Consider the following 25,598-nt stretch of genomic DNA (forward strand, 5'->3'; position numbering starts at 1 on the left):
TACGGCGTGTCAAGGATGTCGCCGGTCACGACACACCTCGTGAGCGCCCCGGAGGTGCACACACCGCCCCTGATCACCCCCGCCCGCCGCGCGCCCTCGCGAGAGGCACCGTCAAGCGGGTACGCCCTGCGCGGGACCCCGGCGTCAGAGCAGCCCGGCCCCCGCCAGCGCGGAGCGCACGACCTCGCGCTCGTGCTCGTCGGCCTCGAGCAGCGGGAGGCGCAGGCCGCCGGCCCGGTGGCCCAGCAGCTCGAGCGCCGCCTTGACCGGGATCGGGTTGGTGGTGACCCCGAGCGCGTCGAACACCGGCTTCAGCGACGCCTCGATCTCGGCGCGCTGGTCCGGCTCGTCGACCATGCGCCGCATCTCGGTCCCGACGACGTGGCTCGCGACGAGGATGCCGCCGCAGCCGCCCATCTCGAGGACCGAGCCGAACAGGTCGTCGTTGCCGGCGTAGATGCCGAGGCCGTCGACGGGCGCGAGGTTCGCGTTGTTGGCCTGCTTGACGTAGTCGATCCGCTCGATCTGGGCGAGCTCGGCGAGCAGCTCGTTCGGCAGGTCGACGACGCAGCGCGAGGGGATGTTGTAGAGGACGACGGGCTTGTCGGTGGCCCGGGCGATCGCCCCGAAGTGCGCGAGCATCCCGCGCCGGTTGGGCTTGTTGTAGTACGGGGTGACCGAGAGGATCGCGTCGGCACCCAGCTCGGTGGCCCGCTCGGTCATCTCGCAGGCGTGGCGGGTGTCGTTCGAGCCGGTGGAGGCGACGACGGTCTTCCCGGCCGGCCGGTGCTCCAGGGCAAGCTCGACGAGGCGCAGGTGCTCCTCGGTGGAGAGCGTCGACGCCTCGCCGGTGGTGCCGCACACCACGAGCCCGTCCGAGCCGTGCGCGTAGAGATGGCCCATGAGGTCGACGAACGCCTTCTCGTCGACCGCGCCGTCGGGGGCGAACGGGGTGACGACGGCGGTGAGGACGGCTCCGAGGGTCATGACCTCAGGTTGCCCCACCGCACCGGGAGCGGTCTACGCCGGGTCCGGCCCGTCGACGTTGACCGTCGGCGGGCCGTCCCCGGCACGCCCGATGACCGCGGTGGACCGCTCGCCGGTCGGGTTGGACTCGCGGTGCACGGTGTGCGGCGGCACCCGCAGGAAGTCGCCGGGTCCGGCCTCGACGACGTGATCGCCGCCGGGGCCGAACTCGAGCCGCATCGCCCCGTGCACGACGTAGAGGCTCGTCTCGTGCTCACCGTGGTGGTGCCACCCCGAGGCCGCGCCGGGCTCGGTGTGGACGAGGCCCGCCCACAGCGCGTCGGTCGAGAACGCCACCTCGCGCCGCATGCCCGGCGTCGGGTCGCCCTCGGCCAGCTGGTCGCCGCGGAAGACCTCGACCGGTTCGCTGCTCACGCCCGACAGCGTGTCAGACGAGACCGAGCTTCTGGACGGCGTCGCGCTCCTCGGCGAGCTCGTTCACCGACGCGTCGATCCGCTCGCGGGAGAAGTCGCTGATCTCCAGGCCCTGGACGATCTCGAACCTCCCGTTCGACGCCGTGACCGGGAACGACGACACCAGGCCCTCGGGCACGCCGTAGGAGCCGTCGGAGACGATCGCCGCGGAGGTCCAGTCGTTCGGCTTGGTGCCGTTGACCCAGGTGTGGACGTGGTCGATGGCCGCCGCGGCCGCGGACGCCGCCGACGACGCGCCGCGCGCCTCGATGATCTCCGCGCCGCGCTTGGCGACCCGCGGGATGAACTCGTCGGTGAGCCAGCTCTGCTCGACCTGGTCGGCGATCGGCTTGCCGTCGACCTCGGCGTAGGTGACGTCGGGGTACTGGGTGGCCGAGTGGTTGCCCCAGATCGTGAGCTTCGAGACCGAGCCGACGCGCACGCCGAACTTGGTCGCGAGCTGCCCGACGGCGCGGTTGTGGTCGAGGCGCGTCATGGCGGTGAAGCGGTCGGCCGGCACGTCGGAGTTCGACCGCGCGATGAGCGCGTTGGTGTTGGCCGGGTTGCCGACGACGAGCACCTTCACGTCGTCCGCGGCGCCGTTGAGCGCCTCGCCCTGCGGCTTGAAGATGCCGCCGTTGGCCTCGAGCAGGTCGCCGCGCTCCATGCCCTTGGTGCGGGGCCGCGCGCCGACGAGCAGGCCGACGTTGGTGCCCTCGAAGGCCTTGGTGGCGTCGTCGTAGACGTCGATGCCGTCGAGCAGCTCGAACGCGCCGTCGGTGAGCTCCAGCGCGGTGCCCTCGGCGGCCTTCACGGCCTGCGGGATCTCCAGCAGCCGCAGCCGGACCGGCACGCCCTCCCCCAGCAGGTCGCCGGCGGCGATGCGGAAGAGCAGCGCGTAGCCGATCTGTCCGGCCGCGCCGGTGACGGTGACGTTGACGGGGGTGGGCGCCATGCCTTCGCTCCTGCGTTCTGTCGGTTCAGGCGATCTCGGGTGCGGCCGGAGCCTTGCACGTCGGGCCGCGGGTCGCTCAGCCCGGGTCGTCGCCGACGACCATCACCCCGCGGCGCTGCGCGAGGTAGCGGAACGCGAGGCCGAGCGTGACGAAGACCCGGTTGCGGTTGCCCAGCAGCGCGAAGATGTGCACGAACATCCACGTCAGCCAGGCCAGCACGCCGACGAGCTTGGGGCCGTGGGCGATGTCGGCGACGGCCGAGAGCCGACCGATCGTCGCCATCGTCCCCTTGTCCTTGTAGTGGAACCGTTCGGTCGGTTCCCCGGCGAGGACATGCATGATCGTGCGGCCCGCGTGCTGCCCGGTCTGCAGCGCCGGCTGTGCGAGCTGGGGCAGCGCGTCGTCCTCGATGACGCCGATGTCCCCGGCGACGAGGATCTCGGGGTGGTCCGGGACGCGCAGGTCGCCGCCGACGACGATCCGGCCGCCCTTGCCCTGTCGCAGGCCCCAGTTCTTCACCCGCTCGTGCGCCGCGACGCCCGTCGCCCAGACGGTCATGTTCGCGTCGAGCTCGGTGCCGTCGGCGAGGAGCACCGAATCGGGGCGGACCTCCTTGACGGCGGCCTCGAGGCGCAGCTCCACGCCGCGGGCGCGCAGCTGCTCGGCGGCGTACTCCCGCAGCCGGGGCGCGAACGGCGGGAGGACCTTGTCGGTCATCTCCACGAGCACGACGTGGACCTCGCCGGGGTCGAGCTCGGGGTAGCGGCTCGGCAGGACGGTGTTGCGGAGCTCGGCGAGCGTGCCCGCCATCTCGACGCCGGTGGCGCCGCCGCCGACCACGACGACCGACGCGCCGCGCGCCTCGCCGGTGGCGGCGATGTGGTCGAGGTAGCTGGTCATCCGGTCGCGGACGGCCAGCGCCTCACCGCGCGTGTAGATGGGGAAGGCGTGCTCGGCGGCGCCCGGGACCCCGAAGTAGTTGGTGGTCACGCCGTTGGCGATGACCAGGTAGTCGTAGTGCAGGTCCGGGCCCACGTCGAGGGAGATCGTGCGGGTCTCGGGGTCGACGGTGGTGACCTCGCCCTTGCGGAAGTACGCGCCGGTGTGGGCGGCGAACCCGCGGGCGCCGTAGGTGATGTCGCCGGGGTTCAGCGCACCGGTCGCCACCTGGTAGAGCAGCGGCTGGAAGGTGCTGTAGCTGTGCCGGTCGACGAGGGTGACCTTCACCGGGGCCTTGCGCAGCGACCGCACGGCGGAGAGGCCGGCGAAGCCGGCGCCGAGGACGACCACGTGCGGCCGCGGGTCGGCGTCCGTGAGGGACGACGGTTCGGCGGTCATGGTGTCCGCACTCCTCTCGCCAGGGGTCCGTCGGTGCTGGACGTGACGATTCAGCAGGTGCCCGACGGACGGTTCCTCATCGCTCTACCCGCCATGCTCCTCCCCCACGCCGTGCCCCGGGAGGCGTCACCGGGACGTCACCTGTCGGGTCGATCACGAGACCCGGGTCACGCTCACGGCGGGGGCACGGGGCCGTCGTCGGGGACGGGGCCGACGGTCGCGGTCTGCTCGGGCAGCAGCGGCGACACCGCGAGCGCGCCCGGGCGGGCCCCGGCCGGCGCCACCTCCACCGCGCGTACCCCGGCCCGGGCGGCGAGGGCCGGCACGAGCGCGGGATCGGTCTCGACGACCGCCGCCAGCACGCACGGGCACCCCGCGGACAGGCGCGCCGACTCCGTCGCGGCCACGGTCGCCGGGCGCCCCGACGACGTGCGGGCCTGCTCCCCCGCACGGTTGGCCGCCTGGGCCTCGGCGAGACGCAGGGCCTCGGCCGGGGCGACGGCGCCGGTCACGTCGAGCGGCACCCGGCGCAGGGCGGTCTGCACCCGGGGCAACGGCACGCGGAAGACGGCCTCCCGCGCGGTCGTGCCGTCCACGGCCGCGGCGGCCCCGGCGACGTCCTGCCCGGCGGCGAACGTCACGAGCGCGAGGCGCGGGCCGGACGGCCCGGGCGGGACCGCCCGCGCGCGCTCGAGGTACGACGCGACGTCCTCCCCCGCCGCGGGCCCGAGGCGCGTCGCGTCGGTGCTGCCGGGGACGCCCCCGCTGCCGGGACCCACGGCGGACCCCGCCACCCAGGCGGTGATCAGGGCGACCACGAGGACCGCGGCCACGACGATCGCGACGGTGGGCCAGCGCAGGCGGACGTCCCCGTCGACGTCCCCGTCGTCGTCCCCGTCGTCGTCCCCGTCGTCGTCCCCGTCGTCGTCCGGCGACCCCGGCGTGCTCAGCTCGCCGCCCGCAGCGTCTCCAGCGCCTGGGCGAGGTCGGCGGGCGGCTCGCTGACGAACTCGACCCACCGCCCGTCGGCGGGGTGGTGGAAGCCGAGGCGGTGGGCGTGCAGCCACTGCCGGTCGAGCTTCAGCGTGCGGGCGAGCACCGGGTCGGCGCCGTAGGTGATGTCGCCGACGCACGGGTGGCGCACGGCGGAGAAGTGCACGCGGATCTGGTGCGTGCGGCCCGTCTCCAGCTCCACCTCCAGCAGCGACGCGGCCCGGAACGCCTCGAGCGTGCGGTAGTGGGTGACGCTGGGCCGCCCGTCGGTGACCACCGCGAACTTCCAGTCCTGCTTGGGGTGGCGGTCGATGGGCGCGTCGATCGTGCCCTCGCTCGGGTCGGGGTGGCCCTGCACGACCGCGAGGTAGACCTTGGCGACGGTGCGCTCGCGGAAGGCCGCCTTGAGCACCGAGTAGGCGCGCTCCGACTTCGCGACCACCATCACCCCGGTGGTGCCGGTGTCGAGCCGGTGGACCACGCCCTGGCGCTCGGCGGCGCCGCTGGTGGCGATGCGGATCCCGAGCGCGGCGAGCCCCGCGACCACGGTCGGGCCGGTCCACCCGGGGCTCGGGTGCACCGCGACACCGACCGGCTTGTCGACGACGACGATCTCGTCGTCCTCGTGGAGCACGACCAGGCCGTCGACGGCCTCGGCGGTGACGACCGTCGTCGCCTCCGCCGGTTCGGGCAGCTCGACCTCGAGCCAGGCGCCGGCGACGAGCCGGTCGGACTTGCCCGCCGGGGACCCGTCGACGCGGACGGCACCGTCGGCGGCGAGCTCGGCCACGATGGTGCGCGACAGGCCGAGCATCCGGGCGAGCCCGGCGTCGAGGCGCATCCCGTCGAGCCCGTCGGGGACGGGCAGCGTGCGCAGGCTCATGCGTCGGCGTCCTCGTCGGTCGAGCCCGTGCGGGTGCCGTCGAGGTCGCGGCCGAGCAGGGCCAGCAACACGAGGAGCACCCCGCCGACGGTGATCGCCGAGTCGGCCACGTTGAACACCGGGAACCAACCGACGGAGACGAAGTCGACGACGTGGCCCTGCAGCGGCCCGGGCCCCCGGAAGAACCGGTCGACGAGGTTGCCGAGCGCCCCGCCGAGCACCAGCCCGAGCGCGAGCGCCCACCCGCGCGAGCGCAGCCGGCGGGCGAACCGCGCGATGCCGATGACCACGGCGAGGGCGACGAGGGTCAGCACCCACGTCATGCCGGTGGCGAACGAGAACGCCGCCCCGGGGTTGCGGATGAGCGTGAACGACACGAGGTCGCCGATCAACGGCACCCGCTCGCCGTCCGCCAGCCACGACACCATGACGATCTTGGTGACGAGGTCCAGGAGCACGACCGTCACCGCGATCGCCGCCAGCATCGCGACACGCTTCGGCGGGCGGTCCCCCGGCGCCTCGGGCGCGCTGTCGGGCTCGGTGGGTGCGCTGCTCACCGGTCCATCGTCCCAGGACCCGTCCCGTCCCCCGGCGGGGTGCCGCGCTCGCCCCGCGCAGCGCGATCGTTGCCGGCCCGCAGCGACGGTGTGCCCCCGGTGTCGCCCCGCCAGCGGGCGAGGCGGCCGGACCGGTCGACCGAGCGCAGACGTTGCTCCGCGGCGTCGCGGGCGGTCTCGGTGGTGACGACGAGCAGCTGGTCGCCCTCCTGGATCCGGCTCTCGCCCTGCGGCGTGAAGCTCGAGCCGCCGCGGACGACGAGGCTGAGCCCGGAGCCCTCGGGCAGCCGCAGCTCGCGGACGTAGACCCCGTGCATCCTCGACCCGACGGGCACGGTCATCTGCAGGAGGTCCGCGCGCAGGGAGTCGAGGGGGGCGGCGTCGACCTCGATCTCCTCGACCCGGGAGTCACCGGTCAGCCCGAGCCGCTTGGCGACGAACGGGAGCGTCGTGCCCTGCAGGAGCACGAGCACCACCACGAGGACGAACACGGCGTCCACCAGCGCGCGGGCACCGGGCAGCCCCTCGGTGAGCGGGACCAGGGCGAGCACGATCGGCACGGCACCGCGCAGCCCCGCCCACGAGAGGAACACCTGCTCGCGCCACGGCACCCGGAACCCGACGGCCGCGGCCGCCACCGACAGCGGGCGGGCGGCGAAGAGCAGGACCGCACCCGCGATCAGCGCCGGGACGACCGCGCCGGCGAGACGTTCCGGCGACACGTAGAGCCCGAGCAGCACGAACAGCCCGATCTGGGCGAGCCAGCCGAGCCCCTCGGCGAACGAGCGCGAGCCCTCCCGGTGCGGCAGTGTCGAGTTGCCGAGCACGAGCGCGGCGACGTAGGTCGCGAGCAGCCCCGAGGCGTGCAGCAGCTGCGCCGACGCGAACGCGAGGATGCACACGGCCAGCGTCGCGAGCGGGTAGAGCCCGGTCGCCGGCAGCGCCGCGCGGCGCAGCCCGAGCGCCCCGAGCCGTCCGAGCGCGGCGCCGAGCAGGCCGCCGAGGGCGAGCTCGTAGACGACGAGCAGCGGGTCGACCCAGCTCAGCGCCGCCGTGGACGACAGGAGCACCACCGCGAGGAAGACCGGGGCGTCGTTGAGCCCGGACTCGAGCTCGAGCGACCCGACCAGCCGCCCGCTCAGGCCCAGGTTGCGCAGGACGCTGAACACCGCGGCCGCGTCCGTCGACGAGAGCACCGCGCCCCAGAGGAACGCGACCCGCAGGTCGAGATCCAGGAGCGCCCACAGCGCGACGCCGGTGACCCCGATGCTCACCGCCACCGCGACCGTCGACAGGGCGAGCCCGAGCCCCAGGGCCGGCCGCACCGTCGTCCAGCGCGTCGAGAGCCCGCCGTCGGCGAGGATGAGCACCAGCGCCGCCACCCCGAGCGCCTGCGTGAGGCCGGCGTCGTCGAAGCGGATTCCCAGGCCCGACTCCCCCAGCGCCACCCCGATCCCGAGGTAGATCAGCAGCGAGGGCAGCCCGACGCGGGTGGACACGCGCACGGCGAGCACGGAGACGAGCACGACCGCCGCGCCCACCCCGAGCAGGAGAGGCAGCTGGTCCACGTGTCGTCACCCCTCCCCCTGGTGGAAGGGGACGACCCTAGCGAGCCGACGTGCCCGGAACGTGCCGGGATCTCCGGTCGGTGAGCCGGTTCACGCCGGTCGCACCGGGGGCGGCGTCAGCGGCGGCTGTCGGCGCTGCGCGCTCCCGCGAGCGCGCCGACCGGGGTGCACCACGAGCAGCCGGTGAAGCCGAGGTCGAGCGCCTCGGCGACCGGGAGCGGGATCACCTCGCGGCCGTAGAGGTAGCTGCACCGACCCAGGTGGAACAGGGGCTCCTCGTCGATGACGAGGACCTCGTCGTCGAGACCCGCGGCGGCCTGCCGGGTCGCGTCGTCGACGACCTCCTCCTCCGGCTGCGCGGCCGGCGGCGGGGGCGGCGGGGCGCCGGGGGGCCCGGGCTGCTGTCCCGCCGGCGGTCCTCCCGGTGGTCCTCCCGGAGGACGGCCGCCGGGTGCCTGCCCGAACGGCGGTGCTCCCGCCGGCGGCTGGCCGGGCGCGCCCTGCGGCGGGCGGCCCGGAGCACCCGGAGCACCGGGAGCACCGGGGCCACCGGGACCGCCGTTGGCGGCCGCGCCGTCCCCGTGTCCCTGCTGGTGGCGCGCGCGGGAGATGTCGTTCAAGTCGATCCGCGTGGTGGCGGCGTCGTCGCCGGCCTCGGCGCCGGGGCGTCCGGCGGGAGGGGCACCGACGGGCGCCGAGGGCCCGGACGGTGCCGCAGCGGGCGCGCCACCGAGGCGGGCCTCGGCGGGGGTGCCGGGCATCGGCAGCATGCCGAGCAGGCGCGCGCCCTGCGGGGCACCGGCCACGCGGGAGGGCTCGGAGCCGGGGCGTGCCGTGGTGCTCGCCCACCGGGTGGCGGGCGATCCGGACGACGAGCCGGCCGGACCGGCTCCGCCCGGTCCCGATCCGGGGGGTCCCGACGCCCCGGCAGACCCGGACGGACGCGACGCCGCGGCGCCGGCGATTCCGGCGCCGGCGAGCCCTGCCGCCGCCGCTCCGGCGGCGCCGGCGGCGGCCGGGCGCTCACCGTTGCGGTCGCCGAACGGCTGGCCCTGCGGACCGTGCTGGTGCGGTCCCTGCTGCTGACTCTGCTGCTGGCCCTGCGGCGGGCCCTGCTGCTGGCGCGGACCGTCGGCGCCGTGGCCGTCCCGACCGTCCGGGCCGGCGGGAGCCCGCGACGGCGCCCCGGGGGCGACGGCCGCGTCACTCGGGCCGGACGGCCCCTGCTGCTGCGGGCCGGCGGCTGGACCGCCGTGCTGGTGCGGTCCCTGCTGCGGAGAGCCCTGCTGCGAAGAACCCGGCGGCGGGGGTCCCTGCTGGGGCCCGGTGCCGCTCGCGGGCGGCGGCCCGGAGCCCGCGGTGACCGACGTCGGCGCCGCCTCCGGGGAGCCCTGTCCCGGGCCCGAGGAGTGCGTGCCCGGGGCGAACCCGGAGGGCGACGAGCTCGATGCGATCGGTCCGGAGGACCCGGACGCCTGCGGCGCGGCGGCCGCGGTTCCGGTGGTGCCTCGGTCACGCTCCCGCCGACGACGCCGGATGACGTCGGCGACGAGGAGCGCGGCGGCCAGCACGCTGGCGATCACCGAGCCCCAGGCCCACGTGGCCACCGAGGTGACCACCGCGACGACCAGGAGCCCGAAGGCGATCAGCACGGCCAGCAGGACGAGGAGCAGCACGGTCGGGACCCCCACTCAGGGCCACGAGCCCGCTCCGCACGAGGGCGGAGCGGGCCGCGCGGCCTCCGTCAGCTGCCGGCCTCGGCGCGGGAGCCGTAGCCGCTGGTCGCGTACCCGCTGGCGCCGTTGCGGCCGTTGTCCGGCGCGGCGGAGCCACGGCCGTCCAGGTCGCGCAGCTGCGACTCCAGGTAGGTCTTCAGCCGGGTCCGGTACTCGCGCTCGAAGGTGCGCAGCTCGTCGATCTTCTTCTCGAGCCCGCCCTTCTGCTGCTCGATGAGGCTGATCGTCTCGTTGTGCTTGCGCTGCGCGTCGCGCTCGAGCGTCGAGGCCTTGTCCCGCGCCTGCCGCTCGAGGGTCTCCGCGCGGGTGCGCGCGTCGTTCAGCATCGTCTCGGCGCGGGTGCGCGCCTCGTTGACCATGCTGTCCGACTTCGTGCGCGCCTCGGAGAGCAGCTGCTCGGACTTGGTGCGCGCGTCGGCGAGCATCCCGTCGGCCTCGGACTTGGCCTCGGCGGTGAGCCGGTCGGCCATCTCCTGGGCGAGCCCGAGGACCTTGGCGGCCTGGACGTGGTGGTCGCCACCGCCCGCACCGCCCTGACCCTGCTCCGACATCCCGAACGGCGGCGGCACGACGGCCTGCTGCGTCTGGGCCATCGGCGGCTGCTGGGGCTGGGCCGGCGGCATCGGCTGCTGCACGGTGCGCGGGACGTCCTCGACCGGGCGGCTCGGCGGCGGGGCCGAGACCTGCGTCGCCGGGCCCGAGTTGGCGCTCGCGCTCTGCGCCGCACTGGCCTTGCTGCGCGCGTCGTCGAGGTCGGCGTGCGCCGACGAGAGCTGCTGCTCGAGCTGCTCGACCTGCTCGCGGAGGTCGTTGTTCTCCTCCAGCAGGCGACCGAGCTCGGCCTCGACGAGGTCGAGGAACGCGTCGACCTCGTCCTCGTTGTAGCCCCGTTTCCCGATCGGTGGCTTGCTGAACGCGACGTTGTGAACGTCGGCGGGGGTCAGCGGCATCGGATCTCCTCAAGCACTCCTCGGCTGCGGAACCCCAGGTACCTCGGGCTCTTCGAGCTCCGCCACCCGCAGAGTATGACCTCTGCGAGCGACAGAACCATAATGGACGGGTCCAGTGACGCGCTGCCCTCGCCGCCCGAATGGTGACGCAGCGCCACGAGCGGGCGTGGGAAAACCCACAGACCTACCGATTGACAGGCCGGACGGCGATCCGCCGGTCGGGTCGTGACGGTCCGTGACCCTCTACGTGCGGTGACAGGACCGGATCCCGAGCCCGCCGGACATGCCGTAGCCGCGCGGGCACGCTCGGCGCACGGGAGAGGCCATCCGGCGCGCCGTCCGCAGCGTCGCCCGTTCGGCCGCGCGGCACCGCCGCCCGAGGAGGGTTCCCGGACGACCCGGACCCGCCTGACGTGCATCGCTCGCCGACCCGTGGACGTGACGGCGATCCCACGACAGGCCGGTGAGCGTAGCCACTATGGCGCGGACGACAACCCCGGGACCGCCTCAGGAGGTCCGGGCGTAGTTGGTCTCCGCGAGCTTCCGGCGGTCCGCCGCCGAGACCTCGACGTTGGGCGGCGAGAGCAAGAACACGCGGTTGGTGACCTTCTCGATGGACCCGCGCAGCGCGAAGGCGAGGCCGGCGGCGAAGTCGACGAGCCGCTTCGCCGCGACGTCGTCCATCTCCGTGAGATTCATGATCACCGGAATGCCGTCGCGGTAGCGCTCCCCGATCACCCGGGCCTCGTTGTAGCTCTTCGGCTGCAGCGAGGTGATCTCGGCGGGGGCGCTCTGCGCCTCGCTCTCCGCGGGGGCGGCCGCGCTCTTCAGCGGGCTCACCGGAGCCGCGGTGGCGGCGCCCGACGAGGACGCGGACGAGGAGGCCCCCGACGCGGACGTCGAGGACAGCGACGGCGGGGTCCGCGGGGTGGTCGGCCGGACCGACGTGTGGCCCGTGCCGCTCGCGGCGGCCCAGCTGCGTCCCCGGCCGGCGCGTGCCGCCGCGTCGGCGGCCTGGTCGTCACGGTCGTCACGCCGGATCTCGGTGACCTCCGGGTCGCGGGGCCGCGGCGCGCGGCGCTCCCGGGAGTCGTCGAACCGGTCGTGGCGGTCGTACCGGGACTCGCGGGACTCCCGGACGTCGCGGGCGTCGCGGGCGTCCCGGAGGTCGCGCGAGTCTCGGGACTCCCGCCCGTCCCGGGCGTCGTCGGTCGCCCGGCCCCGGCCGTGCCAGCCGCTCTCGTAGGAGTCGCGGCCGTCGTAACGGTCGTCGTAGCGCTCGTCGTACCGGTCGCTCCCGTAGCGGTGGCGGTCACCGGAGTGCCGCTCCGCGGGGTGCCGGTCGCGGTCGTAGCGGTCGTCCTCGTAGCCGTCGTACTCGTCGAGCTCATCGGCCGGGACCATGCCGAAGTACGCCTTCACCCGGTGCAGAGTGGTCATGGCCCTCTCCCCTGTCCGACGGGGACCCCTCGCACCACACGCGGTGAGTCACATCCGTGTCGTTCACTCACACGGAACGCTAGCTACCGACAGCCGAGCAGCGCCGTTCCGACACGCACGCACGTCGACCCGTACGTGACCGCGGCTTCGAGATCCCCGGACATGCCCGCCGACAATGTCGTCGCGCCCGGGTGCGACGCGCGTACCCGCGTCGCGAGCTCCCACACCGTGGCGAAGGCCTCCTCCGGCGCGACGTCCATCGGCGCGACGGTCATGAGCCCGCCGAGGTGCAGGTGCTCGCACCCGGCGACCCGGTCGGCCAGGTCGGGCACCTCACCGACGGGCGCGCCACCGCGCTCGGGGTCGGCGTCGACGCTCACCTGGACGAGGACCTCGAGCGGTTCGACGCGCTCGCCGGCGTCGGCCGCCTTCGCCGCGGCGGCCTCCAGGGCGTCCACGAGGCGCGGGGAGTCGACCGAGTCGACGGCGTGCGCCCACCGCACGAGGTGGCGGGCCTTGTTGCGCTGCAACCGCCCCACGACGTGCCAGCGGGCCGCGACGTCGGGGCGCAGGTCGGCGAGCTCGGCCGCCTTGGCCGATCCTTCCTGCTCCTTGTTCTCCCCGAACGCCGTGAGCCCGAGGTCGGCGAGCAGCGCGACGTCGGACGCCGGCCACGTCTTCGTGACCGCGAGCAGGCCGACGTCCGACGGGTCGCGGCCGGCCGCGCGGGCGGCCTCCGCCACGCGCTCGCGGACGGCGGCCAGCGCGTCGGCGAGCTGGGCACGACGGTCGTCCGTCACGGCCGGGCGTACTCCCACCACGTCACCGCCGCGAGCCGCCCGGTGGGGCGGGCGCGCCGGTGGCTGAAGAGCTGGTCGTCCTCGAACGTGCAGCGGGTGTCGACGTCGACGCGGGTGATCCCGAGGTCGGCGAGGCGACGGCGCAGGCCGGCGCGCAGGTCGAGCGACGGCGTCCCGATGCGGGTGGTGGCCGCGCTGCCGGGCAGCACGGCCTCGACCTCGTCGCGCATCGCGGCGGGCACCTCGTAGTCCTCGCCGCAGATCGCGGGGCCGAGGAGCACCTCGACCCGCCCGGTCTCCGCGCCCAGACCGGTCATCGCCTCGAGCGTGCGCTCGAGGACGCCGTCGGCGGCCCCGCGGCGCCCGGCGTGGGCGGCCGCGACCACCCCGGCGCCGGGGTCGGCGAGCAGGACGGGCACGCAGTCGGCCACGACGACGGCCAGCGCGAGCCGCGGGCGGTCGGTGACGAGCGCGTCGGCCGTCGGGGTGTCGCCACCGGCGGCGTCGACCACGGCGACGTCGGTGCCGTGGACCTGGTTCATCCACGCCACCCGCTCCGGACCCAGGCCGATGCCCTCACCGAGGCGGCGGCGGTTGGCCGCCACTGCCGACGGGTGGTCCCCGACGTGGTCGCCGAGGTTGAACCGGTCGTAGGGCGGCGCGGAACGGCCTCCCGCCCGGGTCGTCAGGACACGCCGGACACGCACCGACGACGACGTGGTGCCGCCGTCGGTGTCGTGCGCGGTCGCGGATCGGGAGCCGGCAGCCACGCCCTCAGCGTCTCATGAACGACGGGACGTCCACGTCGTCCTCGTCCGCCGCGCGGGCGGCCGGCGTCTCGGTGGTCGGGGCGTTCACCGACGACGGGGAGGTGGAGGCGGGGGACGTGGCGGTGGAGGACGTCGAGGCGGCGGCCGCCGGGGTCTCCGGGGGCTTGGACGCCGCGGCCGCGCCCGCCGGGTCGCTCGGGGCGGGGCCGGTCGAGCCGGCGCCGTTGGTCGAGCCGGCGGCCGGGCCACCGGTCGCGGCGGTCGCGGCGGCCGCGCGGTCACGGTCGAGCGTGCTGCGGTCGACGGCGGGCGCCGCCGGGACCGTCGGGGTCGACGACGGGGACGGGTTGCCGGCGGTCACCGGCGGAGCGGGCCGCTGGACCTGCCCGGCCTGCGCCGAGGCGGTCGCGGTCGGGGAGCCCGGCGAGGCCGACCCGAGGGCCTGGGGCTCGAGCTTCTTGTGGGTCGGCGAGCCGGAGTCGAAGCCGGCCGCGATGACCGTCACCCGGACCTCGTCGCCGAGGGAGTCGTCGATGACCGTCCCGAAGATGATGTTCGCCTCGGGGTGGGCGGCCTCCTGGACGAGCGACGCCGCCTCGTTGATCTCGAACAGCCCGAGGTCGGACCCGCCGGCGATGGAGAGCAGCACCCCGTAGGCGCCGTCCATGCTGGCCTCGAGCAGCGGGGAGTTGATCGCCTTGCCGGCCGCCTCCACCGAGCGGCTCTCGCCCCGGGCGGCACCGATGCCCATCAACGCGCTGCCCGCCCCGGACATGACGCTCTTGACGTCGGCGAAGTCGAGGTTGATCAGACCCGGCGTGGTGATGAGGTCGGTGATGCCCTGGACACCGGAGAGCAGGACCTCGTCCGCGCTGCGGAAGGCGTCCATGAGCGAGAGGCCCACGTCGCCGAGCTGCAGGAGCCGGTCGTTCGGGATCACGATCAGCGTGTCGCACTCGTTGCGCAGCTCGGTGATGCCGTTCTCCGCCTGGGTGGCGCGGCGCTTGCCCTCGAAGTTGAACGGTCGGGTGACGACGCCGATCGTCAGCGCACCCAGCTTGCGGGCGATGCTCGCGACCACCGGCGCGCCGCCGGTGCCCGTGCCGCCGCCCTCGCCGGCGGTCACGAAGACCATGTCGGCCCCCTTGAGGACCTCCTCGATCTCCTCGCGGTGGTCCTCGGCAGCGCGGCGACCCACGTCGGGCGCCGCGCCCGCGCCGAGCCCGCGGGTGAGTTCACGGCCGACGTCGAGCTTGACGTCGGCGTCGGACATGAGCAGCGCCTGTGCGTCGGTGTTCACCGCGATGAACTCGACGCCCTTGAGGCCGACCTCGATCATGCGGTTGACGGCGTTGACGCCGCCGCCACCGATGCCGACCACCTTGATCACGGCCAGGTAGTTGTGCGGGGGCGTCATGTGTTCGCCTTTCGAGCTGGGTCTGGTCGACGGTCGTCGTCCGGGTCCGGCGTGTCGCCAACCCTCGACCTTCAGTGGAGGTCTAGGTTGAGGCTCTGCTGAGCTGGGCGACGTGCGCACGGTAGGCAGGCCCGGGACGGCATTTCCACGAGGCGCGCCGGGCGTGTCCCCACGTCATCGACGGTTCATCGCCGGGCGGTCGCCGCGGGCGTCAACCCTCGACCGGTCCTCGAGACTCCACTCGCGTGTCGCAGTGGCCTCGGCCGGGGTCGCCGTCGTGAGCGGCAGCAGCGAGACCTCAGCGCACGACGGCGAGGTCCGGGGTGGACACGTCGTAGACGCTGCCGGGGCGGGTCAGCAGCGCGGCGAGCACCGCGGCCTTGCGCTCGTTGTCGGCGTCGGCGCCCCAGCGGACCTCGCGGTCGCCGGTGAGCACGAACGCGACGTCGTAGGGACCGTTCGCCCGCACCTCCACCAGGTCGGCGCGCAGCGACGCGGGCAGGGCGACGACGACGTCCGCGGCGGCGCGCGTGCCCGGCTCGTCCGGCGACGGGAGCAGCCCCGGCGGGAGCGTGAGGGCGGGGACGCCGGGCGGGCGGGCCGGCATGGTGCGGTAGCCGAGGCCGGTGGCGTCGACGAGGACCACCCCGCCGCCGGGGGCGGGTGTCGCCAGGATCGGTTCGCGTTCGGCGACGGTGACGACGAGGGTGCCGGGCCAGTCGCGCGCGACGTCGACGGTCGCGACGCGCGGCAGGGTGCGCACGCGCTCGCCGATGTCGTCGGTGTCCAGCCACAGCAGCGAGGTGGCGGGCTCGACGGCCGCCGCGGCGCGGACCGCCTCGACCTGGTCCGGGGCGGCGCCGACGACCTGCACCTCGCGGACGTCGAGCAGGGGCGACCACACCGTCAGGTACACGGCCGCCGCGACGAGCAGGAGCCCGACGGCGAGCCCCGCCCACAGCCCGCGGCGGCGCCGCACCGTGCCGCTGACGGCCGGACGCGGTCGGCGTGCCCGGCCCGGCGACCCGGACGCGGCCCCCTCGGGCCGGGCGCCGGCGCCCCCGTGCCGGCGCTCGTCGCGCCGGTCGGCGCGCTCCGGCCGATCCGTCCGGGCGCCCCGCTCACCCCGGCCCGCCCGGCCCGTCCGGCTCGCCCGGCCGCTGCGGCCGGGTCGTCCGGTGGGTCGGGCCGGGCCGTTCATACGGGTCCGGTCACCGCGCGTCGGTCCCCGGCGAGTCCCCGTCCTGGGCGGCCCGGCGCTCGATCTCGGAGAGCACCTCGGGCCCGAGGACGGTGATGTCGCCGGCGCCCATCGTGACGACGAGGTCGCCGGGGCGCGCGAGGTCGGCGAGCAGCGCGGGCACCTGACCCCACGACGGCTCGTAGTGCACGTTCTCGACGGGCAGCGTGAGCTGGCGGGCGATGAGCTCGCCGTTGACGCCCGGCTCCGGCTGCTCGCGCGCGCCGTACACGTCGAGCACCACGACCTCGTCGGCCAGCGACAGCGCGGCGCCGAACTCGGCGGCGAAGTCGCGCGTGCGCGAGTAGAGGTGCGGCTGGAACGCCACGATGAGGCGGCCGTGCTCGCCGAGCACGGGGCGGGCGGCGCGCAGCTGGGCGGCGACCTTGGTGGGCGCGTGGGCGTAGTCGTCGTAGACCCGCACCCCGGACGCGGTGCCCCGGTACTCGAAGCGGCGGCGGACACCGTCGAACCCGGCGAGCCCGGCGAGCAGGCCGTCGAGCGGGGCGCCGAGGTCCACGCCGGCGAGCAGGGCGGCGCAGGCGTTGAGGGCCTGGTGCTCGCCGGGCACCCCGAGGCGCAGCTCGTGGGACTGCCCGCCCAGGGACAGCCGCAGGATCCCGGTCGAGCCCTCGGCGCGGTAGTCGAGCACGCGGACGTCGTCCTCGCCGGTGGCCGCGCGGCCGTAGCGGCGCACCCGCACCCCCGTGGCGGCGGCCCGGTCGCCGAGGGTCGCCGAGCCGGGGTCGTCGGCGCAGACGACGAGCGCGCCGCCCGGCTCGACCCGCGCGGCGAAGGCGTCGAACACCGCCATGTAGGCCTCGGCGGTGCCGTGGTGGTCGAGGTGGTCGGGCTCGACGTTGGTGACGATCGCGACCGCGGGCGAGTACGCGAGGAAGGAGCCGTCGCTCTCGTCCGCCTCGGCGACGAAGACGTCCCCGAGCCCGTGGTGGGCGCTCGACCCGGACGCGAGCAGGTCGCCGCCGATCATGAACGACGGGTCCTCGCCGCACGCCTGCAGCGCGACGACGAGCATCGAGGTCGTCGAGGTCTTTCCGGCGCTGCCCGACACGCACGCGGCGCGGTGGTCGGCCATGAGCTCGGCGAGCACCGCCGAGCGGTGCAGCACCGGGACGCCGCGGGCCGCGGCCTCGAGGAGCTCGGGGTTGTCCGGGTCGGCCTGGTGCACGGCCTTCGTCGTGACGAGGCAGGTCGGGCCGCCGGGCAGCAGGTCGAGGTTGTGGGCGTCGTGGCCGACGGTGACCTCGGCGCCGAGGGTGCGCAGGGCGAGCACGGCCCGCGAGTCCTTCGCGTCGGAGCCCGACACCATCGCCCCGCGCGCCAGCAGGATGCGCGCGATCCCGCTCATCGCCGCCCCGCCGGCGCCGATGAAGTGCACCCGCGAGAGCAGACGAGGCAGCGGGGGCACCCCGGAGTCGGTGACCTGCTCCGCCTGGTCCGTCGGGCTCATGCCTGGGTCCTCCCCGTCACGCTCGTGCCGACGTGACCCGCCACGTCCAGCACCGTCCGCGCCAGTGTCTCGTCCGCCCCCGCGTGGCCCGAACGCCGGGCCGCCGCGGCGGTGGCCGCCAGCCGTGCGGGGTCCGCGACGAGGCCGGTGACGAGCGTCGCGACCTGCTCACCGGTGAGCTCGGCGTCGGGGACGACCATGCCGCCGCCGGCGTCGACGACGGGGCGCGCGTTGAGCTCCTGCTCGCCGTTGCCGTGCGGCAGCGGCACGTAGATCGCGGGCAGCCCGACCGTCGAGACCTCCGCGACGGTCATCGCGCCCGACCGGCACAGGGCGACGTCCGCCGCGGCGTAGGCGAGGTCCATCCGCTCGAGGTAGGGCACCGGGACGTAACCGGGCGCCTCGACCGTGGGCTCGTTCTTCGGCCCGTGGGCGTGGAGGACCCAGACGCCGGCCGCGGTCAGCGCCGGCACGGCCGCCGAGACCGCCTCGTTCAGCGAGCGCGCGCCCTGCGAGCCGCCGAACACCAGCAGCACGGGCGCGTCCGGGTCGAGCCCGAAGTGCTCGCGGGCCTGCGCCCGCAGCCCGGCCCGGTCCAGGTCGGTGATCGCCCGGCGCAGCGGGATGCCGATGACGCGCGCGCCGGCGAGCCCGCTGCCCGGGACGGCGGCGGCGATCTCGCGCGCGAACCGGGCGCCGACCTTGTTCGCGATCCCGGCACGCGCGTTCGCCTCGTGCACGACGATCGGCAGGCGCATCGAGGCCGCCGCGAGGTAGGCGGGCAGCGCCACGTAGCCGCCGAAGCCCACGACCACGTCGGCACCGACCTCCCGCAGCACCCTGCGCGTCCGGCGCACCGAGCGGACGACGCGGAGGGGCAGCCGCGCCAGGTCGGCGTTCGGCTTGCGCGGCAACGGCACCGGCGGGATCAGCTCGAGCGGGTAGCCGCGCGCCGGGATCAGGCGGGTGTCGAGGCCCTTCTCGGTGCCCAGGGCGGTGATCCGTGCGTCCGGGCGCAGCCTGCGGATCGCGTCCGCCGTGGCGAGGGCGGGTTCGACGTGCCCCGCGCTGCCACCACCGGCCACGACCACGGAGAGCGGGGTGTCCATCCCCCTATGGTCCGGATCGCCCGCCGGGCCCGTCACCGGCCCCCTCCCCGCGCGCCCGACCGCCCCGCCGCGCGGGCCGACACCTCCGGTTCGGGCAGGCGCAGGGCCCGCGCGAGGCGCCCCTGACCGTGCGCCCGCAGCGCCCGGGCGGCCTCGGGCTCGTGCCGCGCGAAGTTCGCGAGCAGCCCGCCCGAGAGCAGCGCCAGCGCGAGCGACGTGCCGCCCGAGGACACCAGCGGCAGCGGGATGCCGGTCACCGGCAGCAGCCCGACGACGTAGCCGATGTTGATGCAGGCCTGCGCCACCAGCCACACCGTCAGCGTCGATGCGACGACACGGATCCACGGGTCGACGCTGCGCACGGCGATCCGCAGGCCCACGTAGGCGAGGGTCGCGAACAGCGCGATGACGGCCGCCGCGCCGACGAACCCCAGCTCCTCGCCGATGATCGCGAAGATGAAGTCGTTGTCGGCGTTGGGCAGGTAGTCCCACTTGGCGCGGCCCTGCCCGAGCCCGGCGCCGAACAGGCCGCCGTCGGCGAGCGAGTACAGCGCCTGGCGGGCCTGGTAGGCGGGGCCGAGGGGGTCGGCGGTCTCGGGGTTGAGGAACGCGGTGATGCGGCTCTGGCGGTAGGTGGCGACGATGCCGAGCACCACCGAGGCCACGACGCCGCTGGACACGATGAACGCCATGAGGCCCAGCGGGGCGCACGCGAACCACAGCAGCGCGAACACGATGATCATCAGGGACACCGTGGTGCCGAGGTCGGGCTGGGCGAGGACGAGCCCGAGGACGCCGAGCGACACCGGCAGCAGCGGCATGAGCGCGGCGCGCCAGGTCCGCGGGTGGGGACGGTGACGCACGAGGACGTGGGCGCCCCACAGCGCGAGCGCGATCTTCGTCAGCTCGGAGGGCTGCAGCGAGAGCCCGGCGACGCGGAACCAGCTGCGCGAGCCGTTGACCACCGCGCCGAGCCCGGGGACGAGCACCAGCACGAGCAGCACGAGGCACCCGGCGAGCAGCCAGGGGCTCGCCGCGCGCAGCCGCCGGGGCGGGATGCGCAGCCCCAGCCAGAACAGGGCGAGGCCGATCAGCGCGAACGCGGACTGCCGGAGGAAGACCCCGTACGAGGACCCGCCCGCCGCGTAGGACGACACCGCCGACGCCGAGAGCACCATCACCAGGCCCAGCGCCGTCAGCAGCCCGAACACCGCGAGGACGAGGTGCAGCGAGGTCAGCGGACGCTCGAGCCACTGGTGCAGCGCCGTGCGGGCGGAGGCGAGGACGCCGGGACGGGACGGACCCCGTCCCGGACGACCCGGCCGGCCCGGACCGCGGGCCGGCGCGCTCACGTCGCCCGGGTGGACTCGACGTCGGCGACGGCGGCGCCGTGCGCGCCGCCCCCGCCCGCGACCGTGCGCGCCGCGGCGGCGAACGCGTCGCCGCGCGCGGCGTAGTCGCGGAACATGTCCATCGACGCTGCCGCCGGGGCGAGCAGCACGGTGTCGCCGGGCCGCGCCAGGGTCGCGGCGCCCCGGGCCGCGCGCAGCATGCCGTCGGTGCCGTGCTCGGGATCCGTCACGGCCCCATCGTCGCCTCCGCCCACGTCCAGGACGGGGACCTCGGGGGCGTGTCGCGCCAGGGCTGCCGCCACCACCGCCCGGTCGCGGCCCAGCACGACGGCGCCGGCCAGCCGCCCGCGGTGCGCGACGACCACGTCGGTGACGTCGGCGCCCTTGAGCAGCCCGCCCGCCACCCACACCACCCGCGGGTGCGCGGCGAGCGAGGCCGCGGCGGCGTGCGGGTTGGTCGCCTTCGAGTCGTCGACCCAGCGCACCCCGCCGGCCTCGGCCACCACCGCGCCCCGGTGCGGGCCGGGGGCGACCGCGCGCAGCCCGGCGGCGACCGCCTCCGGTGCCACGCCGTGCGCCCGGGCGAGGGCGGCGGCGGCGAGCGCGTTGGCCTCGCCGGGCGGCCCGGGCGGGGCGACGTCGGCGACGGCGGCGAGGGGGGTGCGCTCGCCGAACGCGCGGTCCACCAGGTGCCCGTCGACGAGCCCGAGCTCGCCCGCGGCCGGCTCGCCGCGGGTGAAGCCCACCCGGCGCGGCGCCGGCGCGGCGGCGAGCAGGGCCGCCGCCTCGCGGTCGTCGAGGCCCCCGACGGCGACCTCCCCGCGCAGCACGCGGGCCTTGGCCGCGCCGTAGGCGGTCATCGAGCCGTGCCAGTCGAGGTGGTCCTCGGCGAGGTTGAGCACCGCTCCCGCGAACGGGCGCACCGACGGCGACCACTCGAGCTGGAAGCTGGAGAGCTCCACGGCGAGCACCCGGTGCCCGGCGCGCAGGGCGTCGACCACCGGCAGCCCGATGTTGCCGCACGCGACGGTGTCCTCCCCCGCCGCGCGCAGGATCGCCTCGAGCATCGTCGTCGTCGTGGTCTTGCCGTTGGTGCCGGTGACGGCGAGCCAGCGCGGCGGGCCGTCCGGGCAGACCGCGGGGTCGTCGCCGAGCCACCAGGCCAGCTCGGGCTCCCCGACCATCGGCACCCCCGCGGCCCGCGCGGCCAGCGCCAACGGGGAGTCGACGCGGAAGCCGGGGCTCGTGACCACGAGGTCGACCCCGTCGGGCAGCGCGGCGAGGTCCTGCGTGCGGGCCACCGGGCGGTCCCCGAGCGTGTCGAGCTGGGCCGGGTCGCCGTCGGCGACGGTCACCCGAGCACCGAGGTGGAGCAGGACGTCGACGACGGAGAGGCCCGTGCGGCGTGCCCCGGCGACGAGCACATGGCGGTCGGGCCAGCTAACCACCCGACGCCGCCAGCCATTCGCTGTAGAACAGCCCCAGCCCCAGCGCGCAGCAGATCGCCGCGAGCAGCCAGAACCGGATGATGACCGTGGTCTCCGCCCAGCCCGCGAGCTCGAAGTGGTGGTGGAAGGGCGCCATGCGGAACGGCCGGCGCCGTGTCGTCCGGAAGACCGCGACCTGGATGACGACCGAGAGCGCCTCCACCACGAACACGCCACCGAGCACCACGAGCAGCAGCTCGGTGCGCGTCACCATGGCCAGGCCGGCGAAGAGCCCGCCGAGCGCGAGCGAGCCCGTGTCGCCCATGAAGATCCGGGCGGGCGCGGCGTTCCACCACAGGAACCCGATGCACGCCCCCATCGCCGCGGCGGCGACGAGCGTGATGTCGAGCGGGTCGCGCACCTGGTAGCAGCCGGCCTCGATCTGCACGCCGCACGCGTTGCGGAACTGCCAGAACGACACGATGAGGTACGTCGCCAGCACCATCGCCGACGTCCCCGCGGCCAGGCCGTCGAGCCCGTCGGTGAGGTTCACGGCGTTCGAGGCCGCCGTGACGATGAGGTAGCAGAACAGCACGAACCCGACCGCGCCGAAGCCGATCACCGCGATGTCGCGCACGAACGAGAGGTTCGTGGAGACCGGCCGCAGGCCCTGTTCGTCGGGGAACTGCAGCGCGAGCACGGCGAACACGACGGCGCTGACGAACTGGCCGACGAGCTTCGCGGTCTTGTTCAGCCCCAGGTTGCGCTGGCGCCGGATCTTGATGAAGTCGTCGAGGAACCCGACGATCCCCAGCGCCGTCATCAGCATCAGCACCAGCAGGGCCGACGCGGAGATCGCGACGTCGCCGACGAGGTGGGCGGCGAGGTAGCCCACCCACACCGCCGCGAGGATCGCGACGCCGCCCATGGTCGGCGTCCCCCGCTTGCCGCGGTGGCTCTGCGGGCCCTCCTCGCGGATCTCCTGGCCGAACCCCTGCTTGATGAACAGCCGGATCACGTACGGGGTCAGGAGGATCGACACGGCCAGCGCGACCCCTGCCGCCACCAGCACGCCCCTCATCGGGCCCCTTCCCCGTCCACGAGCACCTCGGCCACCTTCTCGAGCCCGGCCGACCGGGACGCCTTGATCAGGACCACGTCCCCGGGGGCCACACCGGCCGTCACCATCTCAGCCGCCGCGGCCGCGTCCGCCACCAGGTGGGAGTCGACGCCCGCGCCGGCGGCCGCCTCGTGCAGGCGCACGACCGCGTCGTCCGCCCCCACCACCACGAGACGCTCCACCCCGGTGCGCGCGACCTCGCGCCCGAGCTCCGTGTGCGCGCGGGGGGCGTCGTCGCCGAGCTCAGCCATCATCCCGAGCACGGCGGTGTGCCGGCCGCTCATGGCCCCGAGAGTCGCCAGCGCGGCGCGCATCGACTCCGGGTTGGCGTTGTAGGCGTCGTTGAGCACCCGCACGCCGTCGGGCCGCTCGGTGAGCTCCATGCGCCAGCGCGAGCGGGGCGCCGCGGTGCCGAGGCGCTCGGCGATCGTCGCGACGTCCAGGCCCGCGGCGAGGGCCACCGCCGCCGCGGCGAGGGCGTTGTCGACGTGGTGGGCGCCGTGCAGCCCGAGGCGCACCGGAGCCTCGCCGTCGGGCGTGACCAGGCGGAACGCGGCGCGCCCGGCGTCGTCGATGGTGACGTCGACGGCCCGGACGGTCGCCTCGGGCGCCCGCCCGGCGTGCACGACGCGCGCGGTGGTGCGCTGCGCCATGGCCGCCACGACCGGGTCATCGGCGCCCAGGACGGCGACGCCGTCACGCGGCAGGGCCTCCACCAGCTCCCCCTTGGCCTGCGCGATCGCCTCGCGCGAGCCGAACTCGCCCAGGTGCGCCGAGCCGACGTTGAGCACGGCGCCGATCCGCGGCGGCGCGACCCGGCACAGGGCCGCGACATGGCCGGGACCACGCGCGGAGAGCTCGAGGACGAGGTGGCGGGTGGACGGGGTGGCGCGCAGGGCGGTCCACGGGTGGCCGAGCTCGTTGTTGAAGGAGCCGGGCGGGGCGACGGTCTCGCCGGCCGCCTCGAGGAGGTGCGCGACGAGGTCCTTGGTCGAGGTCTTGCCCGACGAGCCCGTGATGCCGACGACGAGCAGCCCGTCGGCGGCGAGGACGTCGACGACGTGGCGCGCCAGCAGGGCGAGCCCCGCGAGGACACCCGCCCCGGCGCCGTCCGCGTCGGCCGCGAGCACGTAGGAGGAGGACACCTGGCGGACCGGCGGCACGATCACCGCCGGGGCGTCCACCTCGCGGGCAGCGAGGACGCCCGCGGCGCCGGCGCTGCGCGCCTTGTCCACGAAGTCGTGCCCGTCGACGCGCTCGCCGGGCAGGGCGACGAAGAGCCCGCCCGGGGTCACCGCTCGGCTGTCGAACTCGACGCTGCCGGTGACGCGCTCGTCCCCGGTGGCGCCGTGCAGCCGGCCGCCGGTGATGCGGGCGACGTCGGCGAGGGTCAGCTCGATCACGGGCGACCACCGGCGGACCGCTTCAGGGCTCGTTCCAGTTCGTCGACGTCGGAGAAGGGGACCTTGTGGTCCCCGACCTGCTGTCCGGTCTCGTGGCCCTTGCCCGCGACGACGACCACGTCGCCGGGCCGGGCGTCGGCCACCGCGGCCGCGATGGCCTCGCGGCGGTCGCCGACCTCGTCGACGAGCGCGCCGTCGACCTCGCGGGCACCCGCCAGCATCTCGGCACGGATGGCGGCCGGGTCCTCGGTGCGCGGGTTGTCGTCGGTGATCCAGACGTGGTCGGCGAGCTGCGCGGCCAGCCGGCCCATGACGGGGCGCTTCGCGCGGTCGCGGTCGCCGCCGCAGCCGAGGACGGCGAGGACGCGCCCGCTCGTCCCGGCACGCAGGGTCTGCAGCAGCGCCTCGACCGCCGCCGGCTTGTGGGCGTAGTCCACGACGGCGAGGAACGGCTGGCCGGTCTCCACGCGCTGCATGCGGCCCGGCACGCGGACCTGCGCGAGGCCGCGGGCGAGCACCGCCGGGTCGTGGCCCGTCGCCGCGCCGCACGCGAGGGCGAGCAGGGCGTTGGTGACGTTGAAGGCGCCGGGCAGGCGGACGGTCACCGGGAGCTCGAGCGCGTCCGGGCCGTGGACGGTGAAGCGCTGGGTGCCGTCGGGCAGGGCGACGACGTGCTCGGCGCGCCAGTCGGCGTCGGGGGCACCGACCGTCACGGTCCCGTCCGTCACCAGCCGGCGGCCCCAGGGACCGTCGACACAGACGACCTCGTGCCGTGAACGCCCGTCGAACAGGCGCGCCTTGGCGGCGAAGTAGTCCTCCATGTCGGCGTGGAAGTCGAGGTGCTCCGCCGACAGGTTGGTGAAGGCGCCCACGGCGAACCCGGTGCCGGCGACGCGGCCGAGGCTCAGCGCGTGGCTCGAGACCTCCATGGCCACGTGGGTCGCGCCGTCGTCGGCCATCCGCGCGAGCAGGGCCTGCAGGTCCGGCGCCTCGGGTGTCGTGAACGCACTGGGCAGGCGCTGCCCGCCGAGCCGGGTCTCCACGGTGCCGATCAGCCCGGTGGTGGCGCCGGCGGCCGCCAGGGCCGCCTCGAGCAGGTAGACCGTGGTCGTCTTGCCGCTGGTGCCGGTGACGCCGAGGACCTCGAGGCGCGTCGACGGGTCGCCGTAGACCAGCGCCGACGCCGGGCCGATCGCGGCGCGCGGGTCGGCGTGGACGAGGACGGGAACGTCGGACCCCCGCAGGGCGTCCCTCTCGGCGCCGGCGGCGTCGGTGAGCACGGCCGCCGCGCCGCGCTCGAGCGCCCGGTCGGCGAAGTCGGCCCCGTGGGCGCGGGCTCCGGGCAGGGCGGCGAACAGGTCGCCGGGACGCACCTCGTGGGCCCGCAGCGTCGCCCCCGTGACCCGCGCGCCGGCGTCACCGACGATCTCCACCGGCCCGTCGTCCGGGCGGGCGGAGCGGATGCGCTCGGCGACAGCAGTGATCATCACGGGCTCCGTCCGGCGGGGCCGCAGCGGGCCCTCGTCCGTGGGGGCGGGACCGCCACCGGGAGCACCGCCGCCGACCCGTCCCCGGGCGGGGCCGGCGGCGTCGTCGGAGGTCCTCGGCGGTGCGGCGGGCACGATCGC

The 25,598-nt window shown here is 75.6% G+C and carries 22 protein-coding genes; all 22 read right to left on the reverse strand.

Annotated features, from left to right (window positions below; translation table 11 throughout):
- Positions 1–144: 144 nt before the first annotated feature.
- The gene (dapA, locus tag WCD41_RS21170; protein WP_337716108.1) at positions 145–987 is read right to left on the reverse strand and encodes a 4-hydroxy-tetrahydrodipicolinate synthase; all 843 of its coding nucleotides are present in this window, start codon (positions 985–987) and stop codon (positions 145–147) included.
- A 33-nt stretch (positions 988–1,020) separates the two neighbouring features.
- A complete protein-coding gene (locus tag WCD41_RS21175; protein ID WP_337716110.1) occupies positions 1,021–1,401 on the reverse strand; it encodes a cupin domain-containing protein in 381 nt (126 codons plus the stop codon).
- 13 nt (positions 1,402–1,414) lie between these two features.
- Positions 1,415–2,395: a malate dehydrogenase gene (locus WCD41_RS21180; protein WP_337716112.1), complete on the reverse strand. Its 981-nt coding sequence runs from the start codon at positions 2,393–2,395 to the stop codon at positions 1,415–1,417.
- Between the two features lie 76 nt (positions 2,396–2,471).
- Positions 2,472–3,734: an NAD(P)/FAD-dependent oxidoreductase gene (locus tag WCD41_RS21185; RefSeq protein ID WP_337716116.1), complete on the reverse strand. Its 1,263-nt coding sequence runs from the start codon at positions 3,732–3,734 to the stop codon at positions 2,472–2,474.
- Between the two features lie 173 nt (positions 3,735–3,907).
- Positions 3,908–4,567: a hypothetical protein gene (locus WCD41_RS21190; protein ID WP_337716118.1), complete on the reverse strand. Its 660-nt coding sequence runs from the start codon at positions 4,565–4,567 to the stop codon at positions 3,908–3,910.
- Between the two features lie 113 nt (positions 4,568–4,680).
- Positions 4,681–5,610 carry an RluA family pseudouridine synthase gene (locus WCD41_RS21195; protein ID WP_337716120.1) on the reverse strand — a complete coding sequence of 310 codons (930 nt, stop codon included), beginning with the start codon at positions 5,608–5,610 and terminating at the stop codon, positions 4,681–4,683.
- On the reverse strand, positions 5,607–6,167 hold the full coding sequence (gene lspA, locus WCD41_RS21200) for a signal peptidase II (protein ID WP_337716123.1): 561 nt from the start codon (positions 6,165–6,167) through the stop codon (positions 5,607–5,609). The genes WCD41_RS21195 and lspA overlap by 4 nt, the downstream gene beginning before the upstream one ends.
- Positions 6,164–7,735, reverse strand: coding sequence for a potassium/proton antiporter (locus tag WCD41_RS21205; RefSeq protein WP_337716125.1), 1,572 nt, complete (start codon positions 7,733–7,735; stop codon positions 6,164–6,166). Before WCD41_RS21205 ends, lspA begins: the two co-directional genes overlap by 4 nt.
- Positions 7,736–7,851: 116 nt before the next feature.
- Positions 7,852–9,411, reverse strand: a complete 1,560-nt coding sequence (locus tag WCD41_RS21210) for a hypothetical protein (protein ID WP_337716127.1) — start codon at positions 9,409–9,411, stop codon at positions 7,852–7,854.
- A 68-nt stretch (positions 9,412–9,479) separates the two neighbouring features.
- Positions 9,480–10,421, reverse strand: coding sequence for a DivIVA-like cell division protein Wag31 (gene wag31 / locus WCD41_RS21215; protein ID WP_337716129.1), 942 nt, complete (start codon positions 10,419–10,421; stop codon positions 9,480–9,482).
- A 507-nt stretch (positions 10,422–10,928) separates the two neighbouring features.
- Positions 10,929–11,861, reverse strand: coding sequence for a cell division protein SepF (locus WCD41_RS31250; protein WP_444876308.1), 933 nt, complete (start codon positions 11,859–11,861; stop codon positions 10,929–10,931).
- 83 nt (positions 11,862–11,944) lie between these two features.
- Entirely contained in the window at positions 11,945–12,661 is a 717-nt protein-coding gene (locus WCD41_RS21225; RefSeq protein WP_337716131.1) for a YggS family pyridoxal phosphate-dependent enzyme, read from the reverse strand.
- A complete protein-coding gene (pgeF, locus tag WCD41_RS21230; protein ID WP_337716994.1) occupies positions 12,658–13,368 on the reverse strand; it encodes a peptidoglycan editing factor PgeF in 711 nt (236 codons plus the stop codon). Before pgeF ends, WCD41_RS21225 begins: the two co-directional genes overlap by 4 nt.
- A gap of 67 nt (positions 13,369–13,435) precedes the next feature.
- A complete protein-coding gene (gene ftsZ, locus WCD41_RS21235) occupies positions 13,436–14,848 on the reverse strand; it encodes a cell division protein FtsZ (protein ID WP_337716133.1) in 1,413 nt (470 codons plus the stop codon).
- A gap of 298 nt (positions 14,849–15,146) precedes the next feature.
- Complete coding sequence (locus WCD41_RS21240; protein ID WP_337716136.1) at positions 15,147–16,049, reverse strand: cell division protein FtsQ/DivIB; 903 nt, start codon at positions 16,047–16,049, stop codon at positions 15,147–15,149.
- A 10-nt stretch (positions 16,050–16,059) separates the two neighbouring features.
- Positions 16,060–17,559 (reverse strand): UDP-N-acetylmuramate--L-alanine ligase, encoded by a 1,500-nt coding sequence (gene murC, locus WCD41_RS21245; RefSeq protein WP_337716138.1) that lies wholly within the window; start codon positions 17,557–17,559, stop codon positions 16,060–16,062.
- Complete coding sequence (murG, locus tag WCD41_RS21250; protein ID WP_337716139.1) at positions 17,556–18,668, reverse strand: undecaprenyldiphospho-muramoylpentapeptide beta-N-acetylglucosaminyltransferase; 1,113 nt, start codon at positions 18,666–18,668, stop codon at positions 17,556–17,558. The genes murC and murG overlap by 4 nt, the downstream gene beginning before the upstream one ends.
- A 32-nt stretch (positions 18,669–18,700) precedes the next feature.
- Positions 18,701–20,020 (reverse strand): putative lipid II flippase FtsW, encoded by a 1,320-nt coding sequence (gene ftsW / locus WCD41_RS21255; protein ID WP_337716141.1) that lies wholly within the window; start codon positions 20,018–20,020, stop codon positions 18,701–18,703.
- Positions 20,017–21,468 carry a UDP-N-acetylmuramoyl-L-alanine--D-glutamate ligase gene (gene murD, locus WCD41_RS21260; RefSeq protein ID WP_337716143.1) on the reverse strand — a complete coding sequence of 484 codons (1,452 nt, stop codon included), beginning with the start codon at positions 21,466–21,468 and terminating at the stop codon, positions 20,017–20,019. Before murD ends, ftsW begins: the two co-directional genes overlap by 4 nt.
- Positions 21,461–22,528, reverse strand: a complete 1,068-nt coding sequence (mraY, locus tag WCD41_RS21265) for a phospho-N-acetylmuramoyl-pentapeptide-transferase (RefSeq protein WP_337716145.1) — start codon at positions 22,526–22,528, stop codon at positions 21,461–21,463. The genes murD and mraY overlap by 8 nt, the downstream gene beginning before the upstream one ends.
- On the reverse strand, positions 22,525–23,970 hold the full coding sequence (locus tag WCD41_RS21270; protein ID WP_337716147.1) for a UDP-N-acetylmuramoyl-tripeptide--D-alanyl-D-alanine ligase: 1,446 nt from the start codon (positions 23,968–23,970) through the stop codon (positions 22,525–22,527). Before WCD41_RS21270 ends, mraY begins: the two co-directional genes overlap by 4 nt.
- Positions 23,967–25,457 (reverse strand): UDP-N-acetylmuramoyl-L-alanyl-D-glutamate--2,6-diaminopimelate ligase, encoded by a 1,491-nt coding sequence (locus WCD41_RS21275; RefSeq protein ID WP_337716149.1) that lies wholly within the window; start codon positions 25,455–25,457, stop codon positions 23,967–23,969. Before WCD41_RS21275 ends, WCD41_RS21270 begins: the two co-directional genes overlap by 4 nt.
- Positions 25,458–25,598 lie beyond the last annotated feature (141 nt).

Source organism: Actinomycetospora aeridis (genome assembly GCF_037400275.1).
In the GTDB taxonomy this organism is placed as follows: Bacteria; Actinomycetota; Actinomycetes; order Mycobacteriales; family Pseudonocardiaceae; genus Actinomycetospora; species Actinomycetospora aeridis.

What these genes read in the sequence shown, in the direction of transcription:
- dapA (WP_337716108.1), bottom strand. Translation starts at nt 987, where the DNA reads ATGACCCTCGGAGCCGTCCTCACCGCCGTCGTCACCCCGTTCGCCCCC.
- WCD41_RS21180 (WP_337716112.1), bottom strand. Translation starts at nt 2,395, where the DNA reads ATGGCGCCCACCCCCGTCAACGTCACCGTCACCGGCGCGGCCGGACAG.
- WCD41_RS21185 (WP_337716116.1), bottom strand. Translation starts at nt 3,734, where the DNA reads ATGACCGCCGAACCGTCGTCCCTCACGGACGCCGACCCGCGGCCGCAC.
- WCD41_RS21195 (WP_337716120.1), bottom strand. Translation starts at nt 5,610, where the DNA reads ATGAGCCTGCGCACGCTGCCCGTCCCCGACGGGCTCGACGGGATGCGC.
- wag31 (WP_337716129.1), bottom strand. Translation starts at nt 10,421, where the DNA reads ATGCCGCTGACCCCCGCCGACGTTCACAACGTCGCGTTCAGCAAGCCA.
- WCD41_RS31250 (WP_444876308.1), bottom strand. Translation starts at nt 11,861, where the DNA reads ATGACCACTCTGCACCGGGTGAAGGCGTACTTCGGCATGGTCCCGGCC.
- ftsZ (WP_337716133.1), bottom strand. Translation starts at nt 14,848, where the DNA reads ATGACGCCCCCGCACAACTACCTGGCCGTGATCAAGGTGGTCGGCATC.
- WCD41_RS21240 (WP_337716136.1), bottom strand. Translation starts at nt 16,049, where the DNA reads ATGAACGGCCCGGCCCGACCCACCGGACGACCCGGCCGCAGCGGCCGG.
- murC (WP_337716138.1), bottom strand. Translation starts at nt 17,559, where the DNA reads ATGAGCCCGACGGACCAGGCGGAGCAGGTCACCGACTCCGGGGTGCCC.
- murG (WP_337716139.1), bottom strand. Translation starts at nt 18,668, where the DNA reads ATGGACACCCCGCTCTCCGTGGTCGTGGCCGGTGGTGGCAGCGCGGGG.
- mraY (WP_337716145.1), bottom strand. Translation starts at nt 22,528, where the DNA reads ATGAGGGGCGTGCTGGTGGCGGCAGGGGTCGCGCTGGCCGTGTCGATC.
- WCD41_RS21275 (WP_337716149.1), bottom strand. Translation starts at nt 25,457, where the DNA reads ATGATCACTGCTGTCGCCGAGCGCATCCGCTCCGCCCGCCCGGACGAC.